This is a genomic window from Pseudomonas sp. FP1762, assembly GCF_030687105.1.
GTDB lineage: Bacteria > Pseudomonadota > Gammaproteobacteria > Pseudomonadales > Pseudomonadaceae > Aquipseudomonas > Aquipseudomonas siliginis.
The window spans coordinates 5,199,682-5,220,966 of record NZ_CP117458.1 but is presented as its reverse complement, the minus strand read 5'-3'; the positions used below and the strand labels follow the sequence as shown (position 1 = coordinate 5,220,966).

Here is a 21,285-nt window from a genome sequence, read left to right as displayed (position 1 = left end):
GCGTTCTCCGTGACGGCGCAGAATGCGTCTGCGCCGTGGTTTTCGACAATCAGTGCAAGGCTTGTTCAGCTTTTTGAATCGCCGCGAATTCTTCTTCCGGCGTGCCTGCTACCAAGTGATGCCGACTGTAGAAAGCAAAGTAAGCAATTAACACTCCATAGATGATCGCTGCGCCGATCACCACCCGTGGATCGACGAGGAAACCCGCCACCACGGCGATGCAGGCCAGCACCAGCGCCACACCCGAGGTGAAAATGCCACCCGGCGTGCGATACGGCCGGTCCATTTTGGGGCGACGGATGCGCAGGGTGATGTGCGCGGCCATCATCAGCACATAAGAAATGGTCGCGCCGAACACCGCGACCAGAATCAGCAAATCGCCCTGGCCGGTCAGCGACAGACCAAAGCCGATGATGCCGGGAATCACCAGAGCCAGCACCGGTGCCTTGCTCTTGTTGGTCTGCGACAGTTTGCGCGGCAGGTAACCGGCCCGCGACAGCGCGAAGATCTGCCGCGAGTAGGCGTAGATGATCGAGAAGAAACTGGCAATCAGCCCAGCCAGACCGACAAGGTTGACGAAGCTGCCCATCCAGGTCGAGCCACCGTAGGCTTTGCTCAGCGCTTCGACCAGTGGATTACCGGAGGTCAGCAGCGAATTCGCACCGGCACCGCCGGGACCGACGACCAGAATCAGCAGGGCAAACATCAGCAGCACCAGCATTGCCCCGATCAGGCCACGCGGCAGATCGCGCTTGGGGTTTTTGGTTTCTTCAGCGGCCAGCGGCACACCTTCGACGGCGAGGAAAAACCAGATCGCATAGGGAATCGCCGCCCAGACGCCGACATAGCCGAACGGCAGAAACGGGCTGGCACCGACCGCAGTGGTCACCGGGATGTCGAGCAGGTTGGCAACGTCGAAGTGCGGCACCATCGCCACCAGAAACACCCCCAGCGCCAGCGCGGCGACGGCGGTAATGATGAACATCAGCTTGAGCGCTTCGCCGACCCCGAAAATGTGGATGGCGATGAAGATGATGTAGAACGCCAGATAGATCATCCAGCCGCCAATACCGAACAGCGACTCGCAGTAGGCACCGATGAACACCGCGATGGCGGCGGGGGCGATGGCGTATTCGATGAGGATCGCGGTGCCGGTAAGAAACCCGCCCCACGGCCCGAACGCACTGCGGGCGAAACCGTAGCCGCCGCCAGCGGTGGGAATCATCGACGACAATTCGGCCAGGGAAAAACACATGCACAGGTACATGGTCGCCATCAGCAGCGTGGCGAGAAACATCCCGCCCCAGCCACCCTGGGCGAGGCCGAAGTTCCAGCCGGCGTAATCGCCGGAAATCACATAGGCGACGCCGAGGCCCACCAGCAGGACCCAGCCGGCGGCGCCTTTTTTCAGTTCGCGTTGTTGGAAGTAATCGGTGCCGACTTTTTCGAAGTCGACGGAGGAGCCGGTCGCCGGAGTGCCGGCCGGGGATTCGCTTGGCATAGGGTTCACCATTTTTATTGTTTTATTGGCCCGGCTACAGCCAAGCCATTGGGTTGAATGGCACAACGCTTTCGCGAGCAGGCTCGCTCCCACAGGGGATTGCGTACGACCATAAATCACCTGTGGGAGCGAGCCTGCTCGCGAAGACAATCCAGAGGGCGAAGCAGGAACAACTGCCTCACCCCGTCTGATTCAGAAGAACCCCAACGGATTGATGTCGTAGCTCACCAGCAGGTTCTTGGTCTGCTGATAATGGTCGAGCATCATTTTGTGGGTTTCACGCCCGACGCCGGACTTCTTGTAACCGCCGAACGCGGCATGCGCCGGGTACAGGTGGTAGCAGTTGGTCCATACGCGACCGGCCTTGATCGCCCGGCCCATCCGGTAGGCGCGGTTGATGTCGCGGGTCCACAGGCCGGCGCCGAGGCCGAACTCGGTGTCGTTGGCAATCGCCAGGGCTTCGGCTTCGTCCTTGAAGGTGGTGATGCTCACCACCGGGCCGAAGATTTCTTCCTGGAACACGCGCATCTTGTTGGTGCCCTTGAGCAGGGTTGGCTGGATGTAATAACCGGTGGCCAGGCTGCCCTCGAGTTTTTCCACCTTGCCGCCGGTCAGCAGCTCCGCACCTTCGCCCTTGGCGATTTCCAGGTACGAGAGGATCTTGTCGAATTGCTGCTCCGATGCCTGGGCGCCGACCATGGTGTCGGTGTCCAGCGGGTCGCCACGTTTGATCTGGCTGACTTTCTTCATCACTGCCTGCATGAATTCGTCGTAGATCGATTCCTGCACCAGCGCGCGGGAAGGGCAGGTGCACACTTCGCCCTGGTTGAAGAACGCCAGCACCAGACCTTCAGCGGCTTTCTCGATGAAGCTCGGCTCAGCCTGCATGATGTCTTCGAAGAAGATGTTCGGCGACTTGCCGCCCAGTTCCACGGTCGACGGAATGATGTTTTCCGCTGCGCATTTCATGATGTGCGAGCCGACCGGGGTCGAGCCGGTGAAAGCGATCTTGGCGATGCGCTTGCTGGTTGCCAGTGCTTCGCCGGCCTCTTTACCGAAGCCTTGCACGACGTTGAGCACGCCCGGCGGCAGCAGGTCGCCGATCAGCTCCATCAGCACGCAGATGCCCAGCGGGGTTTGCTCAGCGGGCTTGAGCACCACGCAGTTACCGGCGGCCAGCGCTGGCGCGAGCTTCCACGCGGCCATCAGCAGCGGGAAGTTCCACGGGATGATCTGGCCGACCACGCCCAGCGGTTCATGAATGTGGTAAGCCACGGTGTTGCCGTCGATTTCCGCAGCGCTGCCTTCCTGGGCGCGCAGGCAACCGGCGAAATAACGGAAATGGTCAGCGGCGAGCGGGATGTCGGCGTTGAGGGTTTCGCGGATGGCTTTACCGTTGTCCCAGGTTTCGGTGATCGCCAGCAGTTCGAGATTCTCTTCGATGCGATCGGCGATTTTCAGCAGGATCAGCGATCGCGCCTGCACGGAAGTGGCGCCCCACGCATCGGCGGCGGCGTGGGCAGCGTCCAGCGCCTTGTCGATGTCTTCGGCGGTGGAGCGGGGGAATTCGGCGATTGGCTGGCCATTGACTGGCGAGGTATTGGTGAAGTACTGACCTTTGACCGGCGCGACGAATTCGCCGCCGATGTAGTTACCGTACTTGCTCTTGAACGAGACTTTGGCGCCGTCGGTACCGGGATGGGCGTAACGCATGATGATGTTCTCCTTGGCTTTGTACTTATTAGAGAAACGCGCAAGTGCGCTTGCTATAAGCGTAGAGCAAGGGCCGGGCCACTGCCGTGCAGGTCAGGCAAATCAAGGGCTTGGCCGGTTTGTCTCGGACGAATGGAGTGGCGCTGTGACGGTTTCGGTACAGCGCGGGTGACAGTTTGTACCGCTTGCGGCACAGCCCGTGACCGGGCGGTCTTGCCAGCATTGCAATGCGCGGGTGGCTGAGGGATCCTCAGCCAACAGCAATCCGGTAGGAGCTGCCGAAGGCTGCGATCTTTTGATTTTGTTTTTGAAGATCAAAAGATCGCAGCCTGCGGCAGCTCCTACACGGGATTGCGTCGACCTCTCGGGGAGAACAATAAGAAATGCACGACAACCATTTGAGTCGCCATGCCCGCCAGGTTCTCACCGTCACCCAGGGCAAACCGCACCTGCACGGCCCCGGCGCCGATCCATCGATCGCCCGTTCGTGGCTGCGTTGCCTTGAGGACTACCACCTCGATCCTTCTGTGACCATGGCGCCGACCGTGCTCGAGCATGGCCGAGTGCTGGAAAGTCGCGAACGTCTGCAACAAGTGCTGCAAATCGCCGGCACCGAGATGAGCAGCCTGCATCAGCAACTCTCCGGTGCTGGCCATGCGGTGCTGCTGACTGACGCGCGCGGTGTGATCCTCAATTGCGTCACCGCGCCGGCCGAACGGAAGATTTTCGAGCGCGCCGGGCTCTGGCTCGGCGCCGACTGGAGCGAAGCCTGCGAAGGCACCAACGGCATCGGCACCTGCCTGGTCGAGCGTCAGGCGCTGACCATTCACCAGGACGAACACTTTCGCGGCCGCCACACCGGGCTGACCTGTTCGGCGAGCCCGGTGTTCGATCCCCATGGTGAATTGCTGGCGGTACTCGATGTGTCTTCGGCGCGGCCGGACGTCTCGCGGCAGAGCCAGTTCCACACCATGGCGCTGGTCAATCTGTCGGCGAAGATGATTGAGAGCTGCTACTTCCTGCGCTGTTTCGACAATCAATGGTTGCTGCGTTTTCATCTGCAGGCCGAGTCCGTCGGCCTGTTCAGTGAAGGGCTGCTGGCGTTTGACGGCCAAGGGCGGATCAGTGCGGTCAACCAGAGCGCGCTGAACCTGCTCGGGCATATTCGCGGGGGTTTACTCGGTAAATCGGTGGAAGCGTTTTTCGATTGTTCGCTGGATGACCTGCTCGGTCGCGCGAGTGCCAACGCCAGCGCCAGTTGGCCGCTGCGCACCCGTGATGGCCGGCATCTGTTTGCCGTGTTGCGCGGCGAATCGCGCAAGCCGACAGCCATCGTTCCAGCGCCAATCGCTGCTCCAGCGCCACGCCTGTCCGGCATCTGCCTCGGCGATGAAGCGTTGCAGGCGGAATTTCGCAAAGCCCTGCGCGTGTTCGAGCGCGACGTGCCGCTGTTGATCAACGGCGAAACCGGCTCGGGCAAAGAGGCGTTCGCCAAGGCTGTGCACCAGGCCAGCCAGCGCTGCGGCAATGCTTTCGTCGCACTCAATTGCGCGGCCATTCCGGAAAGCCTGATCGAGAGCGAACTGTTCGGCTATCGCGGCGGCAGCTTCACCGGCGCGCGCAAGGACGGCATGCGCGGCAAGCTGCAACAGGCCGATGGCGGCACCTTGTTCCTCGACGAAATCGGCGACATGCCACTGGCGTTGCAGACGCGTTTGCTGCGGGTGCTGGAAGATCGGCAAGTGGTGCCGATTGGCGGTGAACCGCAAGCGGTGGACGTGCGCATCATCAGTGCGACGCACCGCAATTTGCTCGAACGAGTCGAGGGCGGCAGTTTCCGTGAAGACCTGTATTACCGCTTGAACGGGCTGGAAGTGGCGTTGCCGGCATTGCGCGAGCGCAGTGATAAATCGCAGTTGCTGGATTTTCTGCTGGCCGAGGAGGCCGGAGGCGAAACGATTCTGATCGACGAAGCGGCGCGGCAAGCGTTGTTGGCATTCAACTGGCCGGGCAATGTGCGGCAGTTGCGCAATGTCCTGCGTACCCTGGCGGCGTTGTGTGATGGCGGGCGGGTCGGCGTTGAGGATTTACCGGTGATGATTCGGCAGGCGCGACCGGCGGTTGTGGCGGCGCAGATCGCCGCCCAGCCACTGGACGACGCCGAGCGTCTTGCATTGCTCAATGCGCTGGAGCAGACGCGCTGGCACATGACCCATACAGCGCAGCAACTGGGCGTAAGCCGCAACACCCTTTATAGAAAACTGCGTAAACACGGAATTGAGCGGCGTGTCAGCTGAAAGCCCTCACCCTAACCCTCTCCCAGAGGGAGAGGGGACTGACCGAGGTGTTTTGGCGATTTACGCCGACCTGAAATATCGAGCCGAACTAAAAATTTGAAAGCGACCGAGATCGGCTCCCTCTCCCTCGGGAGAGGGCTGGGGTGAGGGGCTGCGGTCTGAAGCCGTGCGCAGATGTAGCCGCCAACCCGTCTCCATCCTTCAGCTAAAGAGTGCCATTTCCCCCTCCCTACGCTAACCTGCGGCCATGTTTTACGAGGTCGACTATGCACATTCATATTCTGGGTATCTGCGGGACTTTCATGGGCTCGATGGCGGTGTTGGCCAAAGAGCTGGGCCATCACGTCACCGGCTCCGACGCCAACGTCTATCCGCCGATGAGCACGCAGCTCGAGGCCCAGGGCATTCAGCTGACGCAGGGTTATGACCCGGCGCAGCTCGATCCGGCGCCGGATCTGGTGGTGATCGGCAATGCCATGTCCCGTGGTAACCCGGCGGTGGAGTATGTGTTGAACAAAGGCCTGCCGTACGTCTCCGGCCCGCAGTGGCTGGCTGACCACGTGCTGCAAGGTCGCTGGGTATTGGCCGTGGCCGGTACGCATGGCAAAACCACCACCAGCAGCATGCTCGCCTGGGTGCTGGAGCACGCCGGGATGAGCCCGGGTTTCCTCATCGGCGGCGTGCCGCAGAATTTCTCGGTGTCGGCGCGCCTGGGCGGTACGCCGTTCTTTGTCATTGAGGCTGACGAATACGACAGCGCCTTCTTCGACAAACGCTCGAAATTCGTCCACTACCGTCCGCGCACTGCGATCCTCAACAACCTTGAGTTCGATCACGCCGACATCTTCCCTGATCTGCCAGCAATCGAGCGTCAGTTCCACCACTTGGTGCGCACCATTCCGAGCGAAGGGCTGGTTATCTATCCGACCACCGAGCCGGCCTTGCAGCGCGTGATCGAGATGGGTTGCTGGACCCCGGTGCAAACCACCGGCGCCGGCGGTCAGTGGCAGGTAAAACTACTGAGCGAGGACGGCTCGGCGTTCGAAGTGATGTTCGAAGGCGTGTCCCAGGGCACAGTCGAGTGGGAATTGACCGGTCAACACAACGTCGCCAATGCCTTGGCCGCGCTGGCTGCGGCGCGTCATGTTGGCGTGGTGCCATCGATGGGCATCGCCGGTTTGAGCGCGTTCAAGAACGTCAAACGACGCATGGAGAAAGTCGCCGAGGTGCGCGGCATCACCATTTACGACGACTTCGCTCACCACCCGACCGCTATCGCCACCACGCTTGATGGCCTGCGCAAACGCATCGGCGACGCGCCACTGATTGCGATCATCGAACCGCGCTCCAATTCGATGAAGCTCGGCGCCCACCGGGACGGTTTGCCGGACAGTGTGGTCGATGCCGATCAAGTGATCTGGTATGCCCCGGCCAATCTCGGTTGGGATCTCGGCGCCACCGCCGCATTGTGCACCGTGCCGTCGATTGTCAGCGATTCCCTGGAAGGCATCATCGAGCGCGTGAAGAGCCAGGCGCAGCCCGGCACTCACGTGGTGATCATGAGCAACGGCGGCTTCGGCGGCCTGCACGGCAAGCTCGCCGAGGCACTGCAATGAACACTTTTTCCCAGGCCGGCGGCCCGGAACGCATCACCCTGGCGATGACCGGCGCATCGGGCGCGCAGTACGGTTTGCGCCTGCTCGATTGCCTGGTGCGCGAGGATCGCGAAGTGCACTTCCTGATCTCCAAGGCGGCGCAACTGGTAATGGCCACCGAGACCGATGTGTCCCTGCCGAACAAGCCGCAGATGATGCAGGCGTTTCTGACCGAATACACCGGCGCCGCTGCCGGGCAGATTCGGGTGTATGGCAAGGAAGACTGGATGTCGCCGGTGGCTTCGGGCTCCGGCGCGCCGGCAGCCATGGTAGTGGTGCCGTGTTCGACCGGCACGCTGTCGGCGATTGCCACCGGCGCCTGCAACAACCTGATCGAACGCGCGGCGGACGTTACGCTGAAAGAGCGCCGCCAGTTGATTCTGGTGCCGCGCGAGGCGCCGTACTCGAGCATTCATCTGGAGCACATGCTCAAGCTGTCGAATCTGGGCGTGACGATACTGCCGGCCTCGCCGGGCTTCTATCACCAGCCGCAGACCATCGATGATCTGATCGACTTCGTTGTGGCGCGGATTCTCAATCTGCTCGGCATCCCGCAGGACATGCTGCCGCGTTGGGGCGAGCATCACTTGAGCAGTGATGAATAAGCTGCTGGTGCTTGTGCTGGCCCTGCAATTGGGTGGATGCGCTACCGTGCGCACGCTGGATGCGGCCAAACCCGGCGCGCCGGTGGTGTATGCCGGGACGCGGCTGGATTTGTATGCGTTGAACGGCGGGTGTTGTGCGATGGACCGGTTCGGTGCAGAGGCGCCGAGCTATCCGGGAGTGGACCTGCCGGCCAGCGCGTTGCTCGATACGCTGTTGTTGCCGTTGTCGTTGCTCACCGTGATTGGCGTAGGTTTTCAAGCGACTGGTGGATTGTAGCGACTGATCGTTCCCACGCTCTGCGTGGTAACGCATCCTGTGACGCTCCGCGTCACGCTTTTTAGGGCGCAGAGCGTCCATGGCTGCATTCCCACGCAGAGCGTGGGAATGATCATCATGGGTGGATGGATTATTTGCCTAACTTGCGCAGCTCATCCGATTCGATCACCCGCACCCCATCTTGTTCTTCCAGCGCCAGGCGCCACATCGCTCGCGCCAACTGGCACGCTTCGATGCCGTGATATTTCCCCGGAATCAGCTTCGATAACGGCCCGGCCAGTTGCTCGACCAGGCGTGGTTCGGTGCGTTCGCCAAGCAACAGCGAGGGTCGGCAAATGGTCAGCTGCGGCCAGTTCTGCGCGCGCAGGGCCTGTTCCATTTCACCTTTGACCCGGTTGTAGAACACCGAGGAATTCGGATCGGCGCCAATCGCACTGATCACGATCAGGTGCCGCGCGCCCATTTCCCGCGCGCGCTTGGCGAACGCCACGACCATGTCCAGATCGACTGCGCGAAAGGCTTCTTCGGAGCCGGCCTGTTTGATCGTCGTGCCGAGGCAGCAGTAGGCGATATCGACCCGGCCACTGAGCTGCGGCAGAAACGCTTGCGGGTCGCCGACCGGGTTTTCCAGATGGGGATGCTCGGCCAGCGGCCGGCGCGAAGGGGCGAGGACACGGGTAATGGTTGGTTCGTTGAGCAAACGGTCGAGCAGATGTTCACCGGTCAGTCCGGTGGCTCCGGCAAGCAATACGTGCTGAGGCGTCAAGTACATAGTGTCTCTCCCTTGATACTGTTCAGCTTAGTTGCCTTTTTTCGCCGCGTCGTTCAATGCGCTGCTTTGCAACGCTTTGCGCGCCTGCTGTTTTCGCAGCAGCTGCCAATGCGACAGCACGGTTTTCGGCGCCCAGATCTGCGGCTCCGAGGCTTCGAAGCCGTCGGCCAGCTCACGTTCGGCGACGGTGGCCTTGGCCAGTTTGAATGCCTGCTCAAGGTCGTCGGTCTGGTTCAGTGCCTGGGCAAACAGCGCATCGCCGAAATAAGTGAAGTTGGCTTCTTCCGAGCAACCGAACGACACCCGATCGGCGCGCGAGGCAGTCATGATCAGCGTGCGTTCGTCCTTCAGCGCCGGGATAAATCCACCGGAATAGCACGAGGAAATCACGATGACCTTGTCGCGATGCTTCAGCGGCGCGAGCACGGCGGCGAGTTCATCGGCGGGCAGGTCGGCCAGCTCCATGCGCGGCTGATCGAGCACCAGTTCATGTTCGGCGGTGCCGTGGCTGGTCAGATAAATGAACAGCAGGTCTTCCGGCCCGCTGCGTTCGGCAAGGGCTTGCGCGGCGCGGCGCAGGTTTTCGCGAGTGGCCATCGGCCGGTCGCCGAGATGATCGCGATGATTGACCAGACGGATCTGGCCGAAGGCGCCGAAGCGCGTGTTGAGCATGTTGGCGACGTAGTCGGATTCACGCAGGAACACGCTTTGCTTGCCGTCGCCGCCGAGGGTCAGGGTGTACAACTCGACTGCCGGAGTCGAAGCGGGGATCGCCGCCAGTGCGTCGTCCAGCAACCGACCTTGGGCGAGCAAACCGAGTTCGAGGGTGTCGGGCAGCAACTTGCCGTCGGCGTCGCGCACGCGCTGGCCATTGATCCAGGTGCCGCTGAGTACGCTGCCATCGGTCAGCACCAGAGTGCCGCGTCCTGAATAGCTGTCGTTGTCGAAGCCGCCGATGTAGAAGCTGCCATCGGCCAGGTTCAAGCGGCCCTGACCGGTGAAGCGCCAGTCATTGAACACACCGATGTAATGGCTGCCATCAGCGCCGATCAGTTCGCCCTTGCCGGTCAGCGCGCCTTCCTTGAACTGGCCGAGCCAGACGTCGCCGTCGGCGTTCTCGTAGCGGCCTTTGCCGTGCAATTGATTGTTCTTGAAGCCGCCGACGTAGATATCGCCGTCGGCGCTGGTGTAAGTGCCGTTGCCTTCCAGTTGACCGTTGACGAAATGGCCCGTGAACGAATTGCCGCTGGCATCGCCGCGCTGGCCTTCGCCGTTGGGTTTGCCGTGGGCGAACTGGCCTTGATAGGAGCTGCCGTCGTCCATTTCCAGACGGCCGAGGCCGGAATACTGGTCAGCCTTGAACTCGCCGCGATAGGTCATGCCGTTTTCTTTCAGCGTACCTTCGCCATCGCGCCGGCCCTGCTTGAAACCACCGGTATAACTGCTGGCATTGGTGCTCAGGCTGCCCTGTCCATCAAACAGACCTTGCTGGAACTGGCCGCGATAGACCTCGCCGTTGCTGCCATGCCATTCGCCTTGCCCGTGCCACTGACCCTTGTCGAACTCTCCGGCGTACCAGCTGCCGTTGGGGTAGTCGACGCGGCCCTGACCTTGCAGCAAGCCGTCGACCAGTTCACCGCGATAGCGTCCGCCATCGGGCAGGCGCGCATCCGGCGGCAACAGCGATTCGCCGTCGCCGCAAGCGGTGAGCATCAGGGTCAGGGCAAGGGGTGCAAGTCGAGCGATTGAGCGCATAGCGGGATCCGGGCAATTAGGCGACCGAGTATGCCGCAGCTATGCGTCGCATATATACAGACGTGACGCGAAACAGCGTGCGCTGCTTCGCATCCGGGATGATCAGACGAAGCAGAGTGACAGCGGCTCGGCGATGTAGGCCGGTTTGTCCGAGCCTTCTATCTCCAGTGTCGCGGTAGCCTTGAGCAACCACTGGCCGGGTTTTTTCTCGGTGACCTCGACCATGTCGACCTTCAGTCGGACTTTCGAATTGACCTTGACCGGCTGGATGAAACGCACGCTGTCCAGGCCATAGTTGACGACCATCTTCACGCCTTCGGGCAGCACGAGGATGTCTTCCATCAGTTTCGGCATCAGCGACAGCGACAGGAAACCATGGGCAATCGTGCTGCCAAACGGCGTTTGCGCAGCCTTGACCGGATCGACGTGAATGAACTGAAAATCACCGGTGGCTTCGGCGAACAGGTTGATGCGCTCCTGATCGATGGTGAGCCATTCGGAACGTCCAAGTTCCTTGCCGACATAATCTTTGAGCTCTGCAACGGGAACATAGGGCATTGAGACTCTCCTTGGGTTCATCGGTTTTATAGTTTTTCAGGGGGCGGATTTGACCGGCCTGCGAACCACTGTAGATCATCATGGCGATTTGCTCAGGTCAACCGACCATGCTTTTGGCGAATGCCGGTCCATAGCGCCGGCATGCTTATAATGCCGAGCCCCTGCTGGGTGAAATAGAAGACGGAGATGTCAGATGTTGTTACGTGGCCTGACCCTGCTGGTGCTGTTCCAACTGCTCGGCACGGCGCTCAATCATTTGCTGTTGCCGATATTGCCGGGGCCGATCATCGGGCTGCTGCTGTTGCTGGTGTTCCTGATCATTCGCGGTGAAGTCGGCGAGCCGCTGAATCAGGCGGCGGGCAGCCTGCTGCGTTATCTGCCGTTGCTGCTGGTGCCGCCAGCGGTGGGCGTGATGGTGTATGCCACGGCGATTGCCGCCGATTTCTGGGCGATCGTCGGCGCGCTGGTGGTCTCGCTGATCCTGTCGATGGCCTTTGCCGGCGTGCTCATGCAACGGCTGGTCAAACGTCATGCGCCGCCGGCGGAGGAATCCTGATGCTGTTCGACTGGCAAGGCGCGTGGGCGTCGGTGATTCACCATCCGCTGTTCGGCATTGGCATCACCCTCGGTGCCTATCAACTGGTGCTGGCGGCGTTCGAGAAAACCCGCTGGATCTTTCTGCAACCGGTGCTGGTCTCCATGTTGTTGGTGATCGGTGTGCTGGTCGGCTGCGGCCTGACCTACGCGGAGTACCGCAAGAGCACCGAAATCCTCAGCATTCTGCTGGGGCCGGCCACGGTGGCGCTGGCGGTGCCGCTCTACCTGAATCTGCGCCGCATCCGGCAATTGTTCTGGCCGATTTTTACTACTCTGGTGATAGGCGGGGTGGTCGCAACGGGCATGGGCGTGGCGCTGGGCTGGTGGTTCGGTGCCGATCACATGATCCTGATGACCATGGCGCCTAAATCGGTGACGTCGCCGATCGCCATGCTGGTTGCCGAGCAGATCGGCGGTGTGGCGGCGCTGGCAGCGGTGTTTGTATTGATCACCGGGGTCATCGGCGCGATCTTCGGCCCGGCGCTGCTGACCCGCCTCGGCGTGCACAGCCCCGAAGCGCGCGGCATGGCGCTGGGCATGACCGCTCATGCGGTCGGCACGGCGGTGGCGATGCAGGAAAACGATGAGTGCGGCGCGTTCGCCGCGCTGGCAATGAGTCTGATGGGTGTGGCCACGGCGGTGTTCCTGCCGTTGGCGGTGTCGATGGTGGTGTAAGGAAATGTCTATGAGTCTGCCGCTTTTTCCGCTGAACACGGTGCTGTTCCCCGGCTGCAACCTCGATCTGCAGATCTTCGAGGCGCGCTACCTCGACATGATCGGCCGCTGCATGAAGCAGGGCGTCGGTTTCGGTGTGGTGTGCATTCTGGAGGGCAACGAAGTCGGTGTGGCACCAGAAGGTTTCGCAATGGTTGGCTGCGAGGCGCGGATCACCGATTTCCAGCAACAGGACAACGGCCTGCTCGGCATTCGCGTCCAGGGCGGGCGGCGTTTCACGGTGTTGCGCACCGAAGTGCAGCGCGATCAGTTGATCGTCGCCGACGTCGAATGGCTGGACGATGAGCCCGAGCAACCGTTGCAGGACGAGGACGCCGATCTGGTCGCGCTGCTCAAGGCGCTGGCCGAACACCCGATGGTCGAAGCGTTGGACATGGGCACTGAAGCCGCCGGTCAACAGTCACTGGCCAATCAGCTTGCCTACCTGTTGCCGTTCGCCGAAGAAGACAAGATCGATCTGCTGCAACTCGACGACCCTCAGCAACGGCTGGATGCGATCCAGGCATTACTCGACGAGTTGCAGGGCGAACTGTTCGCCTAGTTTCACTTGCAAAACGCATGACTCAAGGCGCAAACGAAGATCAGCGCAGGCCCACCCTGGCACGATGTTGAAACCGGCAGCGCACCGTCAGCTCATGTTGACCGGGATGAACAGACCTTCGCGGTCGACGCGCTCTTGCAGATCATTGAGCAGGCGCCATTGATTGCTCACCGAGTTGTAAACCAGCGTGCCCGCTGTCTCGGGTTTGTAGCCGATGTGGGTGACGTAGACCCGCGCGGCCAGTTCGTGGCGCTGTTTGTGCTTGTCGATATCCGTCAGCAATGCCTCGACACTGTCGTAGCCACGAGCATCGATCACATACAGCTGCAACACCTCAAACAGCAGCGAGACTTCATAAATGTTGCCGGCTGACGTCACCACACAAATGCACTCCACCGGAGTGTCATCCAAGATGTCCGGCAACTCTACCGTGACGCTGGCAATGCGCAGGCGGTTGCCCTGGAGCTGAATGTCGGCGCGCGTGACGGTTTCTGTCAGGGTACGGGTGAACAGATTCCATCTCGATGCATTGGCCGTTTTTGCCGCAGCGCCCGGTGTGGCCAGACGCAGGATGCTGTTGCTGGCGAGATAGACGTCGTAAGTCGCGCTTTTGCCTTCGAGCAGATAAATCCCGGTGTGCGGCCGCGATTCGATGACCACTTTGCTGTTCTGGGCGCCCAGTGATGGTTTCTCGCTGACCAGCGGACGGATGAATGGATATTTTCCGTTGCGCCGCTTCAACCAGCTCCGCGAGCTGAGCACACGGATGCCGGGGTTTCTGGCGTCGTCCCGGTAATCGAACGCGGGCACCTGCACGCGGTATGAAACGTCATCCTGCATGACCAGCACGATGTCCCGGGCCAGAAGCGGTGTCGTGACCTTCAGGCTGTTTTGGCCACTGTAGCCCGTCGCGGCGGCAATCGTCTGGATCACGCCTTTGAAGGCCAGCACTCTGGATGGCAGCAGAATCGACAGGCTGATGTTGTTGTAGGTCAGGTGCGTATTGCCCGAAACACCCTGGCGCAATTCCACGCCATAGCTGACCACCACGTCGACGATCTCGCTGTCCTGGTAATCCAGGTAAATGGTACGGGCGCCGGTAGCGTCGCCTGTGGCGACGAATTCGACCCTGTGCTCGGTACGTGCGACGAAGTGGCGCCGCACGCCCTGACCGTCCAGCGCCACCGTGCCACCGTTGACGATTGCCGGGGCGGGTGCCGGCCGTCCGCTGACAGTGACGGCAACCTCGATGTCCTGACTCAACGCTTCTCCAGGTCGAGTGGGCAGTTGCGCGCGCAGTTCATAGCCATCGAGAGTGCGGAACACCCACCGAGCATTGTTCAATTGGCGCTGACCGTTGACTGTCCGATAGACGTTTTCAAGGGTCAGCACATGGTCGGGGTCGCTGCCGTCCCTGCCGCGCAAGGAGTTGACCACCAGTGAGGTGCCGATGATTTGCCAGCGTTGAATGACCGCCATCGGCCAGCCGAATTCGATCAGGCTCGAATGGTCGCCACACTCGATGATCGTTGTACGTGCATTGGTGTCGGCGATGTAATAGCGATCTTCGCCGCCGCCGCCCTCCACCGTGCACTCGGTACCAGAGATTGCGATCGTGTCGTTGCCGTCGCCGGCGCTGATGCGGTCGTAACCGTTGGCGGAAATCTGGTTGGGCTGGTCATTGCCCGTGATAGTGCTCGTGCCTTTGCGCAAGGTCGCAACGTTTTCAATAGAGGTCAGATGGGCGACTTCGAGGGTGTCGTTCGCAGAGTCCGGGCCGCAAAGTGAGACCTTGCCGGTCTGCAGATTGACGTCGTGACCGATGTAACGCGTGTCGGTAATCGGGCGGACGCCTTCGAACGCAACCAGGTCGTTGCCCGAGCCGCCATCCAGCACATTGATGTGCGGCGGTTTGCTCGATCGATCCAGTTCCTGATCAGAGACTTCCTGGTAGAACGCATCATTTGTGTCGCCGCCCGTCAGTGCCTTATGGCCGTCGCGGTAAGTGAAGAGGTTGGGCCGCGCCTTGACGCCAACCACGCGGTCGTTGCCATCACCCAGACGCCAGAACACGCCTTTGCCTTTGCCTTCGCCTGGGCTGCCACTGACCATGCCCTTGAGGTTGTCGGGTAATCCGAGGCTCGCGTCGACTGCATCGTCGCCGCCGACGATCACCGCCTGGCTGTCGAGTTTGAACGGCAACTGCCCGGCGCTTTCGTCCCACTGGTAACGCCACAGTTCGACAGGGCGCAGTTCAGCGCGAAACGCGCCATTGACGACCTGTGCGATGGAGTCCTTGTAAGCACCGGCCAGCATGTCTTGCGCCGACAGTTCGAGCTGTTTTCCATAGTCACTGTAAAGCCTGGACAGTTTGAAGCGATCCATCACCTCGGTGTCCAGTTCCTTGCCGGTGAAGGCGAACCATCCCGAGCGCAGACGCTCGAGTGTCGTCAGTTCGATGTAGTCGTCGATATCGTCGACGACCCTGGCGGCCTGATAAATCATCGATCCGCCGATGAGCAGCGCAGCGGCCGCAAGGCCGAGCGGGCCGGCAACGCTGCCGAAGCCGGCCAGCGCGGCGACGCCCAGCACCAGGCTGATACCCGCGCCCGCTACACTCAGGGCACCGCTGAAATAATGATCCTGAGCTTGTTTGCCCGATGTTGCGGCGGCGGCGTTGAAGGATTTGATCGCGTCAACGATGTCGAACGGCAAGGTAATCGCGCTGGCGAACAGTCCCGCACCACGGCTCATGTATTTGCCGATTGAGGTCAGCGCAAAACCCCTCAGCACGTTGCTGCCCTGAGTCAGCATCGCCTGGCCTGTTCTGGTCAGGCCCTGCTCGATGATCAGCGAGCCGAGTTCTGCAGCGATGGATCCGCCGTAGTACAGCATTTCCAGTGCCTCGCCTTTCTTGATCGCATCGGTCAGCGCCATGTAGCTGCTGTAGATGCCGAAGGCTTGCATGCCGACTCCTGCGCCGCTCATCAAATAGCTTTTGCTCTTGTTGATCCAGCCCGGTGCGTTTTCAAACGCGTCCGCACGGTGGATTTCCAGCTTTTGCGCAGCCTTGCCCAGCTTGTTGAGACGATCCATGGCGCTGCCGGAAACCAGTGGTGTATCACTGATGAACAGTGGGCCGGCATCAATCGAGCGCTTGCAGGCAATTTCGTAGAACAGCATTGCCGCTATGTCATTGGCGGGGAAATCCACGGCCTGCAAGCGCGACTGCACCTGCGCCGATTGAAAATTGAGTCCGTCGAGAAATGCCTGATCCACGCTCTTGATGTGGGCGTTCGCCGCACTGACCGGTTGACCGTCAATGGTCGCCCCCAGCGCTTGCAATTCGACCCGACTGATCATGATCTCACCGATGCGTAGCAGGCCCAGATGCTTGTCCAGGGCTTTGAGGGTTTTGCGAAGCGACGGATCAATGTCAGGCGCCTGCGTCTGATTGCGCATATGGGTGGGCGGCGCATGGGGATTCGCCGAGACGTCGATGGGGGTAACTTCAAGTGCGCGAACGTGGGCGATATGGGTCGCAGGGACGATGAGTTTCGACACGTATTAATCCTTTAATGGTGTGCATGAGGGGGCCGGTCTCCTCTCCGGCGTTGTATGGGCGTGCCCGGTTCAGGGCCAGGCGATGTCGTATGCAAACTCGTTCTTGTTGCCCGACAGCCTGAGGATTGGCAGTCCCGCCGCTTCCACTTTGTCGATCAGTCGGTCGTATTGGAATTTGTTGGCATGCCCGGCATGGGTCGCCGCCTCGATACGCTCAGCGTCCGCGCCGGCCTGTTCCTTGATGTCTGCGATCCTGGCGCCTTTGCTCAGGTCTGTGTTCAGTAACCAGATACGCTCGGCTGGAACTCCGCTGCGGGTGACTGAAATCAGCCCCTCGAAATCGTCGGAGGGAAACCAGGTCGGCGGGTTCTCACGCGCAGCGGAATTGAACGCCATGTTCTCTTCGTGCGGGACGACTTCCAGATTGCGCGTGTCGAGGGCGTACATGAACATTTCTGTCTGCCGCGTGCGTGAGGACCGATAACCCCGCTCGTGATCCCAGGCGACGGGACTCTCAGGATCAGACCAGTCGGATGAGGAACTGCTTGAATCATCGGCGTCGCTTGCGCCGCTGTCTGAGCTGCTGTCACCCGCGTCGCGTCCCGGATATTTATGGGTCTGGCTGTTGAAACGCAGGTATGCGGGATCGGGGGCGCTGGCATACATCTGGCCCTGCTCGAGACTGAACGTCGCGCTGATCGGCTTGTGCGTGGTGGCGCCGGGTTTGTGGTGGTAGCGGGGCAGCATGGTGCCGTCATTCGCCAGCTCGAACGGCGTGCGCTCGTCACCGCGAAACAGCGCCGGGACGTCCGTGCGATACAGGCAATTGTGTTTGTTGCGCAGGTAACCGAGCTGTTTCAACAGCGCCTCGCGGACCTCGGGGGTCAGGCCTTGTTCGGCGTCGTACCAGTCGTGGCGGGCATTGTGCTTGAGGTTGAGCTGCTCGACCGCATCCTTGGCCAATTGCTCAAAGCGTTGCGGGTGGGTGATGTCATTCAACAGGCGCTTGTGCGCCAGTGCCCAGGCTGGAATCGCCAGATGGTTGCTCATCTCCTGCTGCAAGCGGGTCAACTGCCTGGGCAGCAGATTGAACGATTGCAGAAAGGCTTCGCGCTCTGCACGGCTCATCTGCGGATGCAGCCAGCGCAGTGAGTCGCGCAGCAGATCGGTCAGCGGATTTCCGGTGGTTGTGGGATGTGCCCACTGTGGCGGCATGCCGCTGGCCTGAGCTTCGACACGAAAGCGCGCGATGTCTTGGCCCTGCAAGCCATATAGCTGCCAAATCTCATGATCGGTCCACTGTTTGAGGTGGGGCGGCGACGCCGCGAATCCCCCCGACGGAGGATCTACCGGAATGAAATTGCCAAATGAATCCCTGAAGGCGAACAGGGGGGCGTCTGTGCGCGCTGCAAAAAGCGGATGCATTTCGTAGTAACCCTGAGCATCCGGCGAACGCCCCGATGGACTGTAACGGCTTTGATTGATGGACGTTGTCGCAGGGGCGAGCCGTGCTCGCTTCGGCGCTGGATGTTCGGTCAGGCGCCAGGTGGGGCTGTCTGCGTTTTTATACAAAAGCGGTCCGGAGGGCACGCGCTCGGTCAGCAACTTGCTGCGCCATGCGCCGGTTTCATCCACGCCGACGTGAGTGGTTTGCAAAGCGCCCTGATATTCGACGTCGACGAACTTTCTGCCAACGACCCAGCGAAATCCATCGGGGTCAGCGGGCTTCATCCCACGCAGAAAAGCCTCTGACAACCAGTAATCGTTTATTGAAGTGGAATGTTCCGAACGATAAGCGCCGTGTGTCGGTAACTGAAAGATTTCGATCGCCGGAAGTCTCGGGTTTGCATCGGCGAGGGGGCTGCCGGAAGTTGTTGGGGGCAGCGTCTGATCGTGGCTACCGATCCTTCTCGATATTTCAACGGCGCTGGCATCGATCAAGGGGCGATGTGGTGCCGGTGCGTGCGGATCAGTTTGATGCGGCGTTGTAACAGGCGTCTTGCGGGGTATCTTTGGACTCATGAATAACTCGACAAAGAATGAATTGATAAATACCTCGGCAGAACTTCAATGCCGGGTCCGGATAAATATTGATTGTTGGCAAGTGCTCAAGCCGGGCAGATTGAACTGACGGATTTTCTATTGCGCGAAAGACTTCGCTACCGTGATCCGGCTGGACTATGTAACGCTAGTTTGGCGTCAATTGGGAATGCGGAAATGTCGGTTTTATAACCAGGAAAGTTAACCGGGAGAGAGGAAGTTTGCGTAGGTAATCAACGCCGCTCTTGTCGGAATATTCCAAAAGAGCGGCGTATAAAAAATCCGGCTTGTGAGTTGTCTGTTTTAGTAGGCGTAACGCAACAATGTATGTGGCAAGTGGCGCAGTACGAAGAAGCCGAACAGAGCAACCATCGATGGCAGGATCAGCCACCAGATCTTGAACGGCATTGCATTAAGGGACGCCTGACGTTGGCTCAACCACAGCATCGCAGCACACACGCAACTGGCGAGCATCGCCCCGGCCAATATGTCGGTTGGCCAGTGCGCGCCCAGATACACCCGCGACAGGGCGATAGAGAGGGCCGGGATGCAGGCAATCAGCAGCCAGGTCAGGCGCATGCGCGGCGGCTGACCGCGCCCGGCCAGCACGCCCAGCGTCAGGAACAGAGCGAACGCGCCAGAAGCGTGGCCGCTGGGCATGCTGTAGGTGGTCAATGGATCGCTGAGCACTTCCGGGCGCACCCGGGCGAAAAAATACTTGGTTCCGGTATTGGCCATTGCGGTGACCAACATGGTGGCGCCCGCGAACATTGCCTGGCGCCACTGCTTGCACAGCACCAGCAGAATGACGAGCAGGGCACTGAACAGCAGCATGTTGCGGAATTCGCCGATCAGGGTCAGCGTCACGGCGATTTCGTCCAGCGCTGGCTGGCGGTGCTCCTGCACCAGGGTCATCACGCCGTTGTCGAGCGCGGTGAGGTATGGATAGCCGATGAACAGACCGATCAGGATCAGCAGGCTCATGCCGCCGATCCAGATCGTCGCGCGACGATGGCGGCGCACGCTGCTGTTGACGCTCAGGCCGACCATCACCGCGATGCTGGCGGCGACAATCCCGGCCTCCAGCCAGAACCCTTCAGGCAATGGCAGACGGAACGCCGCGCCGGTGGCCCAGCCCGGCAGCAGATAAGCCAGGCTCCAGCCAGCAGCGGCCAACAGGCTGACGGCGAAAAAACGCGGGAAGGGCATGTCGCACATCCCGGCGACCATTGGCAGCATTGGTCGTAGCGGGCCGATGAAACGCCCGACCAGCAAGCTGGCGATGCCATAGCGCTGGAAGTACGACTCGGCGCCGGCCATCCATTCGGGGTGATGGCGCAGCCCGGGAAGGCGGCGGATGTTCTGGTGGAAATGGCGGCCAAGGAAATACGACATCAGATCGCCAAGAATGCCGCCAAGAAAGCCCAGCAACAGTGTTTCGCTCAATGACAGCGCGCCACTGCCGGCCAGTACCGCCACGCCGAACAACAGCACCGTGCCCGGCACGATCAGCCCGGCGATCGCCAGACATTCCACGCACGCGACGATGAACACCGCTGCGGCCAACCACTGCGGATTGGCGCCGAGCCATCCAGTGATGCTATCGAGCCATGGGCCCATACAGAAAAACTCCATTCATTCTTTAAGTAATTGTTACGCGGTTGACTGCTGACCTGTGGGAGCGAGCCTGCTCGCGAATACGCTGTGTCAGACGATAGAAGCGTTGGCTGGCACGACCCCTTCGCGAGCAGGCTCGCTCCCACAGGAGGGACATCATTCATTGACGGATGCGGCGTCGGTTACGGGAAGCAAAATATAATCCCGGCCTTCGACCTGACCCCGTCGCAGCGGGTTCCGCGTGCACCATTGCGCATACCCAGCGTCAACGAAGCGATACATCAAGTGTTCATCACGGCCCAGCGGAATGCCCAACCGGGTGGTTTGAATGATCTGCGCGGGTGGCGGTCCCGGGTCCTCGACCAGCAACAGTTCATGATCGAAACGCTTGGCGTCCCACATCGGCACTTTCAAACCCAGCGCCTTGCACAGCAGGGTCTGTCCGGCGCAGAGCTTCTGTGTCGGACGCGGTCGGCCCTGGGCATCGGGATTGTTCAGCAGCATCTGCGCCAGACTCGCCGGACCGCTCACTTCATCGACCCACGGATAGGCGGATTTGATCAGCACCGCATTGCCCGGTCCCTGCGCACTGAAGTTCAGCGAATCACCGCCGCGTGCGTAGTACATATAGATGTGGCCGCCATCCAGAAACAAAGCCTTACGCTTTTCTGTATAGCCGAGCGAGGCGTGGCTGCCTTTTTCCGCGCAGTAATAGGCTTCGGTTTCGATGATTCGCGCACTCAGCCACAGATCGCCGACGCGATGGCGGATGACTTTGCCGAGCAGCGCCTGCGCCAGCACCTGGGCGTCGCGGTCGAAAAAACTGTCCGGCAGGCCCACGGGCAGGCGCGCGGACTCGGGGCAAAGGGGCACGTTGGTCATGATGGGCAAGGTTTATCCAGGCTCAAGAGGTCGTGATGATAACAACGCTGAGCTTAATTACGTCTGAACGCCGGCCAAACGCAGCTCATTTCGACCATCCGCCCGTCACCGCTGTTAGTCCCGGGACGCGGCAGCTATAATCTGCCGCTTTCCTCTTTGCCAAGACCCCAGCAGAC

16 protein-coding genes are annotated in these 21,285 nt (G+C 60.8%); 7 read left to right on the top strand and 9 right to left on the bottom strand.

Annotated elements, in window-relative coordinates; genetic code table 11:
- Nucleotides 1-49: 49 nt before the first annotated feature.
- Nucleotides 50-1,501, bottom strand: a complete 1,452-nt coding sequence (gene eat / locus PSH90_RS23300; RefSeq protein ID WP_305381604.1) for an ethanolamine permease — start codon at nt 1,499-1,501, stop codon at nt 50-52.
- 192 nt (nt 1,502-1,693) lie between these two features.
- Nucleotides 1,694-3,214: an aldehyde dehydrogenase family protein gene (locus PSH90_RS23295; RefSeq protein ID WP_024014465.1), complete on the bottom strand. Its 1,521-nt coding sequence runs from the start codon at nt 3,212-3,214 to the stop codon at nt 1,694-1,696.
- Nucleotides 3,215-3,597: 383 nt separating this feature from the next.
- Between PSH90_RS23295 and PSH90_RS23290 the strand changes: the two genes are divergently transcribed.
- The 4 genes from PSH90_RS23290 to PSH90_RS23275 all read left to right on the top strand — a co-directional run bounded on the left by PSH90_RS23290 (nt 3,598) and on the right by PSH90_RS23275 (nt 8,048).
- Nucleotides 3,598-5,511, top strand: coding sequence for a sigma-54-dependent Fis family transcriptional regulator (locus PSH90_RS23290; protein WP_305381602.1), 1,914 nt, complete (start codon nt 3,598-3,600; stop codon nt 5,509-5,511).
- Nucleotides 5,512-5,777: 266 nt separating this feature from the next.
- Nucleotides 5,778-7,127 (top strand): UDP-N-acetylmuramate:L-alanyl-gamma-D-glutamyl-meso-diaminopimelate ligase, encoded by a 1,350-nt coding sequence (mpl, locus tag PSH90_RS23285; protein WP_056790674.1) that lies wholly within the window; start codon nt 5,778-5,780, stop codon nt 7,125-7,127.
- Nucleotides 7,124-7,771, top strand: coding sequence for a flavin prenyltransferase UbiX (gene ubiX, locus PSH90_RS23280; protein ID WP_024014462.1), 648 nt, complete (start codon nt 7,124-7,126; stop codon nt 7,769-7,771). The genes mpl and ubiX overlap by 4 nt, the downstream gene beginning before the upstream one ends.
- The gene (locus PSH90_RS23275; protein ID WP_095181909.1) at nt 7,764-8,048 is read left to right on the top strand and encodes a YceK/YidQ family lipoprotein; all 285 of its coding nucleotides are present in this window, start codon (nt 7,764-7,766) and stop codon (nt 8,046-8,048) included. Before ubiX ends, PSH90_RS23275 begins: the two co-directional genes overlap by 8 nt.
- A gap of 130 nt (nt 8,049-8,178) precedes the next feature.
- On the opposite strand, the gene PSH90_RS23270 is transcribed toward PSH90_RS23275, so the two are convergent.
- The 3 genes from PSH90_RS23270 to PSH90_RS23260 form a co-directional block, all read right to left on the bottom strand.
- Nucleotides 8,179-8,820, bottom strand: coding sequence for an oxidoreductase (locus PSH90_RS23270; RefSeq protein WP_016773010.1), 642 nt, complete (start codon nt 8,818-8,820; stop codon nt 8,179-8,181).
- A 27-nt stretch (nt 8,821-8,847) separates the two neighbouring features.
- On the bottom strand, nt 8,848-10,575 hold the full coding sequence (locus PSH90_RS23265; RefSeq protein ID WP_305381600.1) for a C13 family peptidase: 1,728 nt from the start codon (nt 10,573-10,575) through the stop codon (nt 8,848-8,850).
- A gap of 102 nt (nt 10,576-10,677) precedes the next feature.
- Complete coding sequence (locus PSH90_RS23260) at nt 10,678-11,133, bottom strand: MaoC family dehydratase (protein WP_016773011.1); 456 nt, start codon at nt 11,131-11,133, stop codon at nt 10,678-10,680.
- A 193-nt stretch (nt 11,134-11,326) separates the two neighbouring features.
- On the opposite strand from PSH90_RS23260, the gene PSH90_RS23255 reads away from it, so the two are divergent.
- The 3 genes from PSH90_RS23255 to PSH90_RS23245 are packed head-to-tail and all read left to right on the top strand — an operon-like array spanning nt 11,327 to nt 13,006.
- Nucleotides 11,327-11,689 (top strand): CidA/LrgA family protein, encoded by a 363-nt coding sequence (locus PSH90_RS23255; RefSeq protein WP_016773012.1) that lies wholly within the window; start codon nt 11,327-11,329, stop codon nt 11,687-11,689.
- Nucleotides 11,689-12,405, top strand: a complete 717-nt coding sequence (locus PSH90_RS23250) for an LrgB family protein (RefSeq protein ID WP_016773013.1) — start codon at nt 11,689-11,691, stop codon at nt 12,403-12,405. The genes PSH90_RS23255 and PSH90_RS23250 overlap by 1 nt, the downstream gene beginning before the upstream one ends.
- 10 nt (nt 12,406-12,415) lie before the next feature.
- A complete protein-coding gene (locus PSH90_RS23245) occupies nt 12,416-13,006 on the top strand; it encodes an LON peptidase substrate-binding domain-containing protein (protein WP_041477716.1) in 591 nt (196 codons plus the stop codon).
- Nucleotides 13,007-13,093: 87 nt separating this feature from the next.
- On the opposite strand, the gene PSH90_RS23240 is transcribed toward PSH90_RS23245, so the two are convergent.
- The 4 genes from PSH90_RS23240 to PSH90_RS23225 all read right to left on the bottom strand — a co-directional run bounded on the left by PSH90_RS23240 (nt 13,094) and on the right by PSH90_RS23225 (nt 21,109).
- Nucleotides 13,094-16,570: a calcium-binding protein gene (locus PSH90_RS23240; protein WP_305381599.1), complete on the bottom strand. Its 3,477-nt coding sequence runs from the start codon at nt 16,568-16,570 to the stop codon at nt 13,094-13,096.
- A gap of 69 nt (nt 16,571-16,639) precedes the next feature.
- A complete protein-coding gene (locus tag PSH90_RS23235) occupies nt 16,640-18,592 on the bottom strand; it encodes a hypothetical protein (protein ID WP_305381597.1) in 1,953 nt (650 codons plus the stop codon).
- Between the two features lie 321 nt (nt 18,593-18,913).
- Nucleotides 18,914-20,230 (bottom strand): bifunctional DedA family/phosphatase PAP2 family protein, encoded by a 1,317-nt coding sequence (locus PSH90_RS23230; protein WP_056790660.1) that lies wholly within the window; start codon nt 20,228-20,230, stop codon nt 18,914-18,916.
- Between the two features lie 153 nt (nt 20,231-20,383).
- Nucleotides 20,384-21,109 (bottom strand): DNA-3-methyladenine glycosylase, encoded by a 726-nt coding sequence (locus PSH90_RS23225; protein WP_305383148.1) that lies wholly within the window; start codon nt 21,107-21,109, stop codon nt 20,384-20,386.
- Nucleotides 21,110-21,285: the final 176 nt, after the last annotated feature.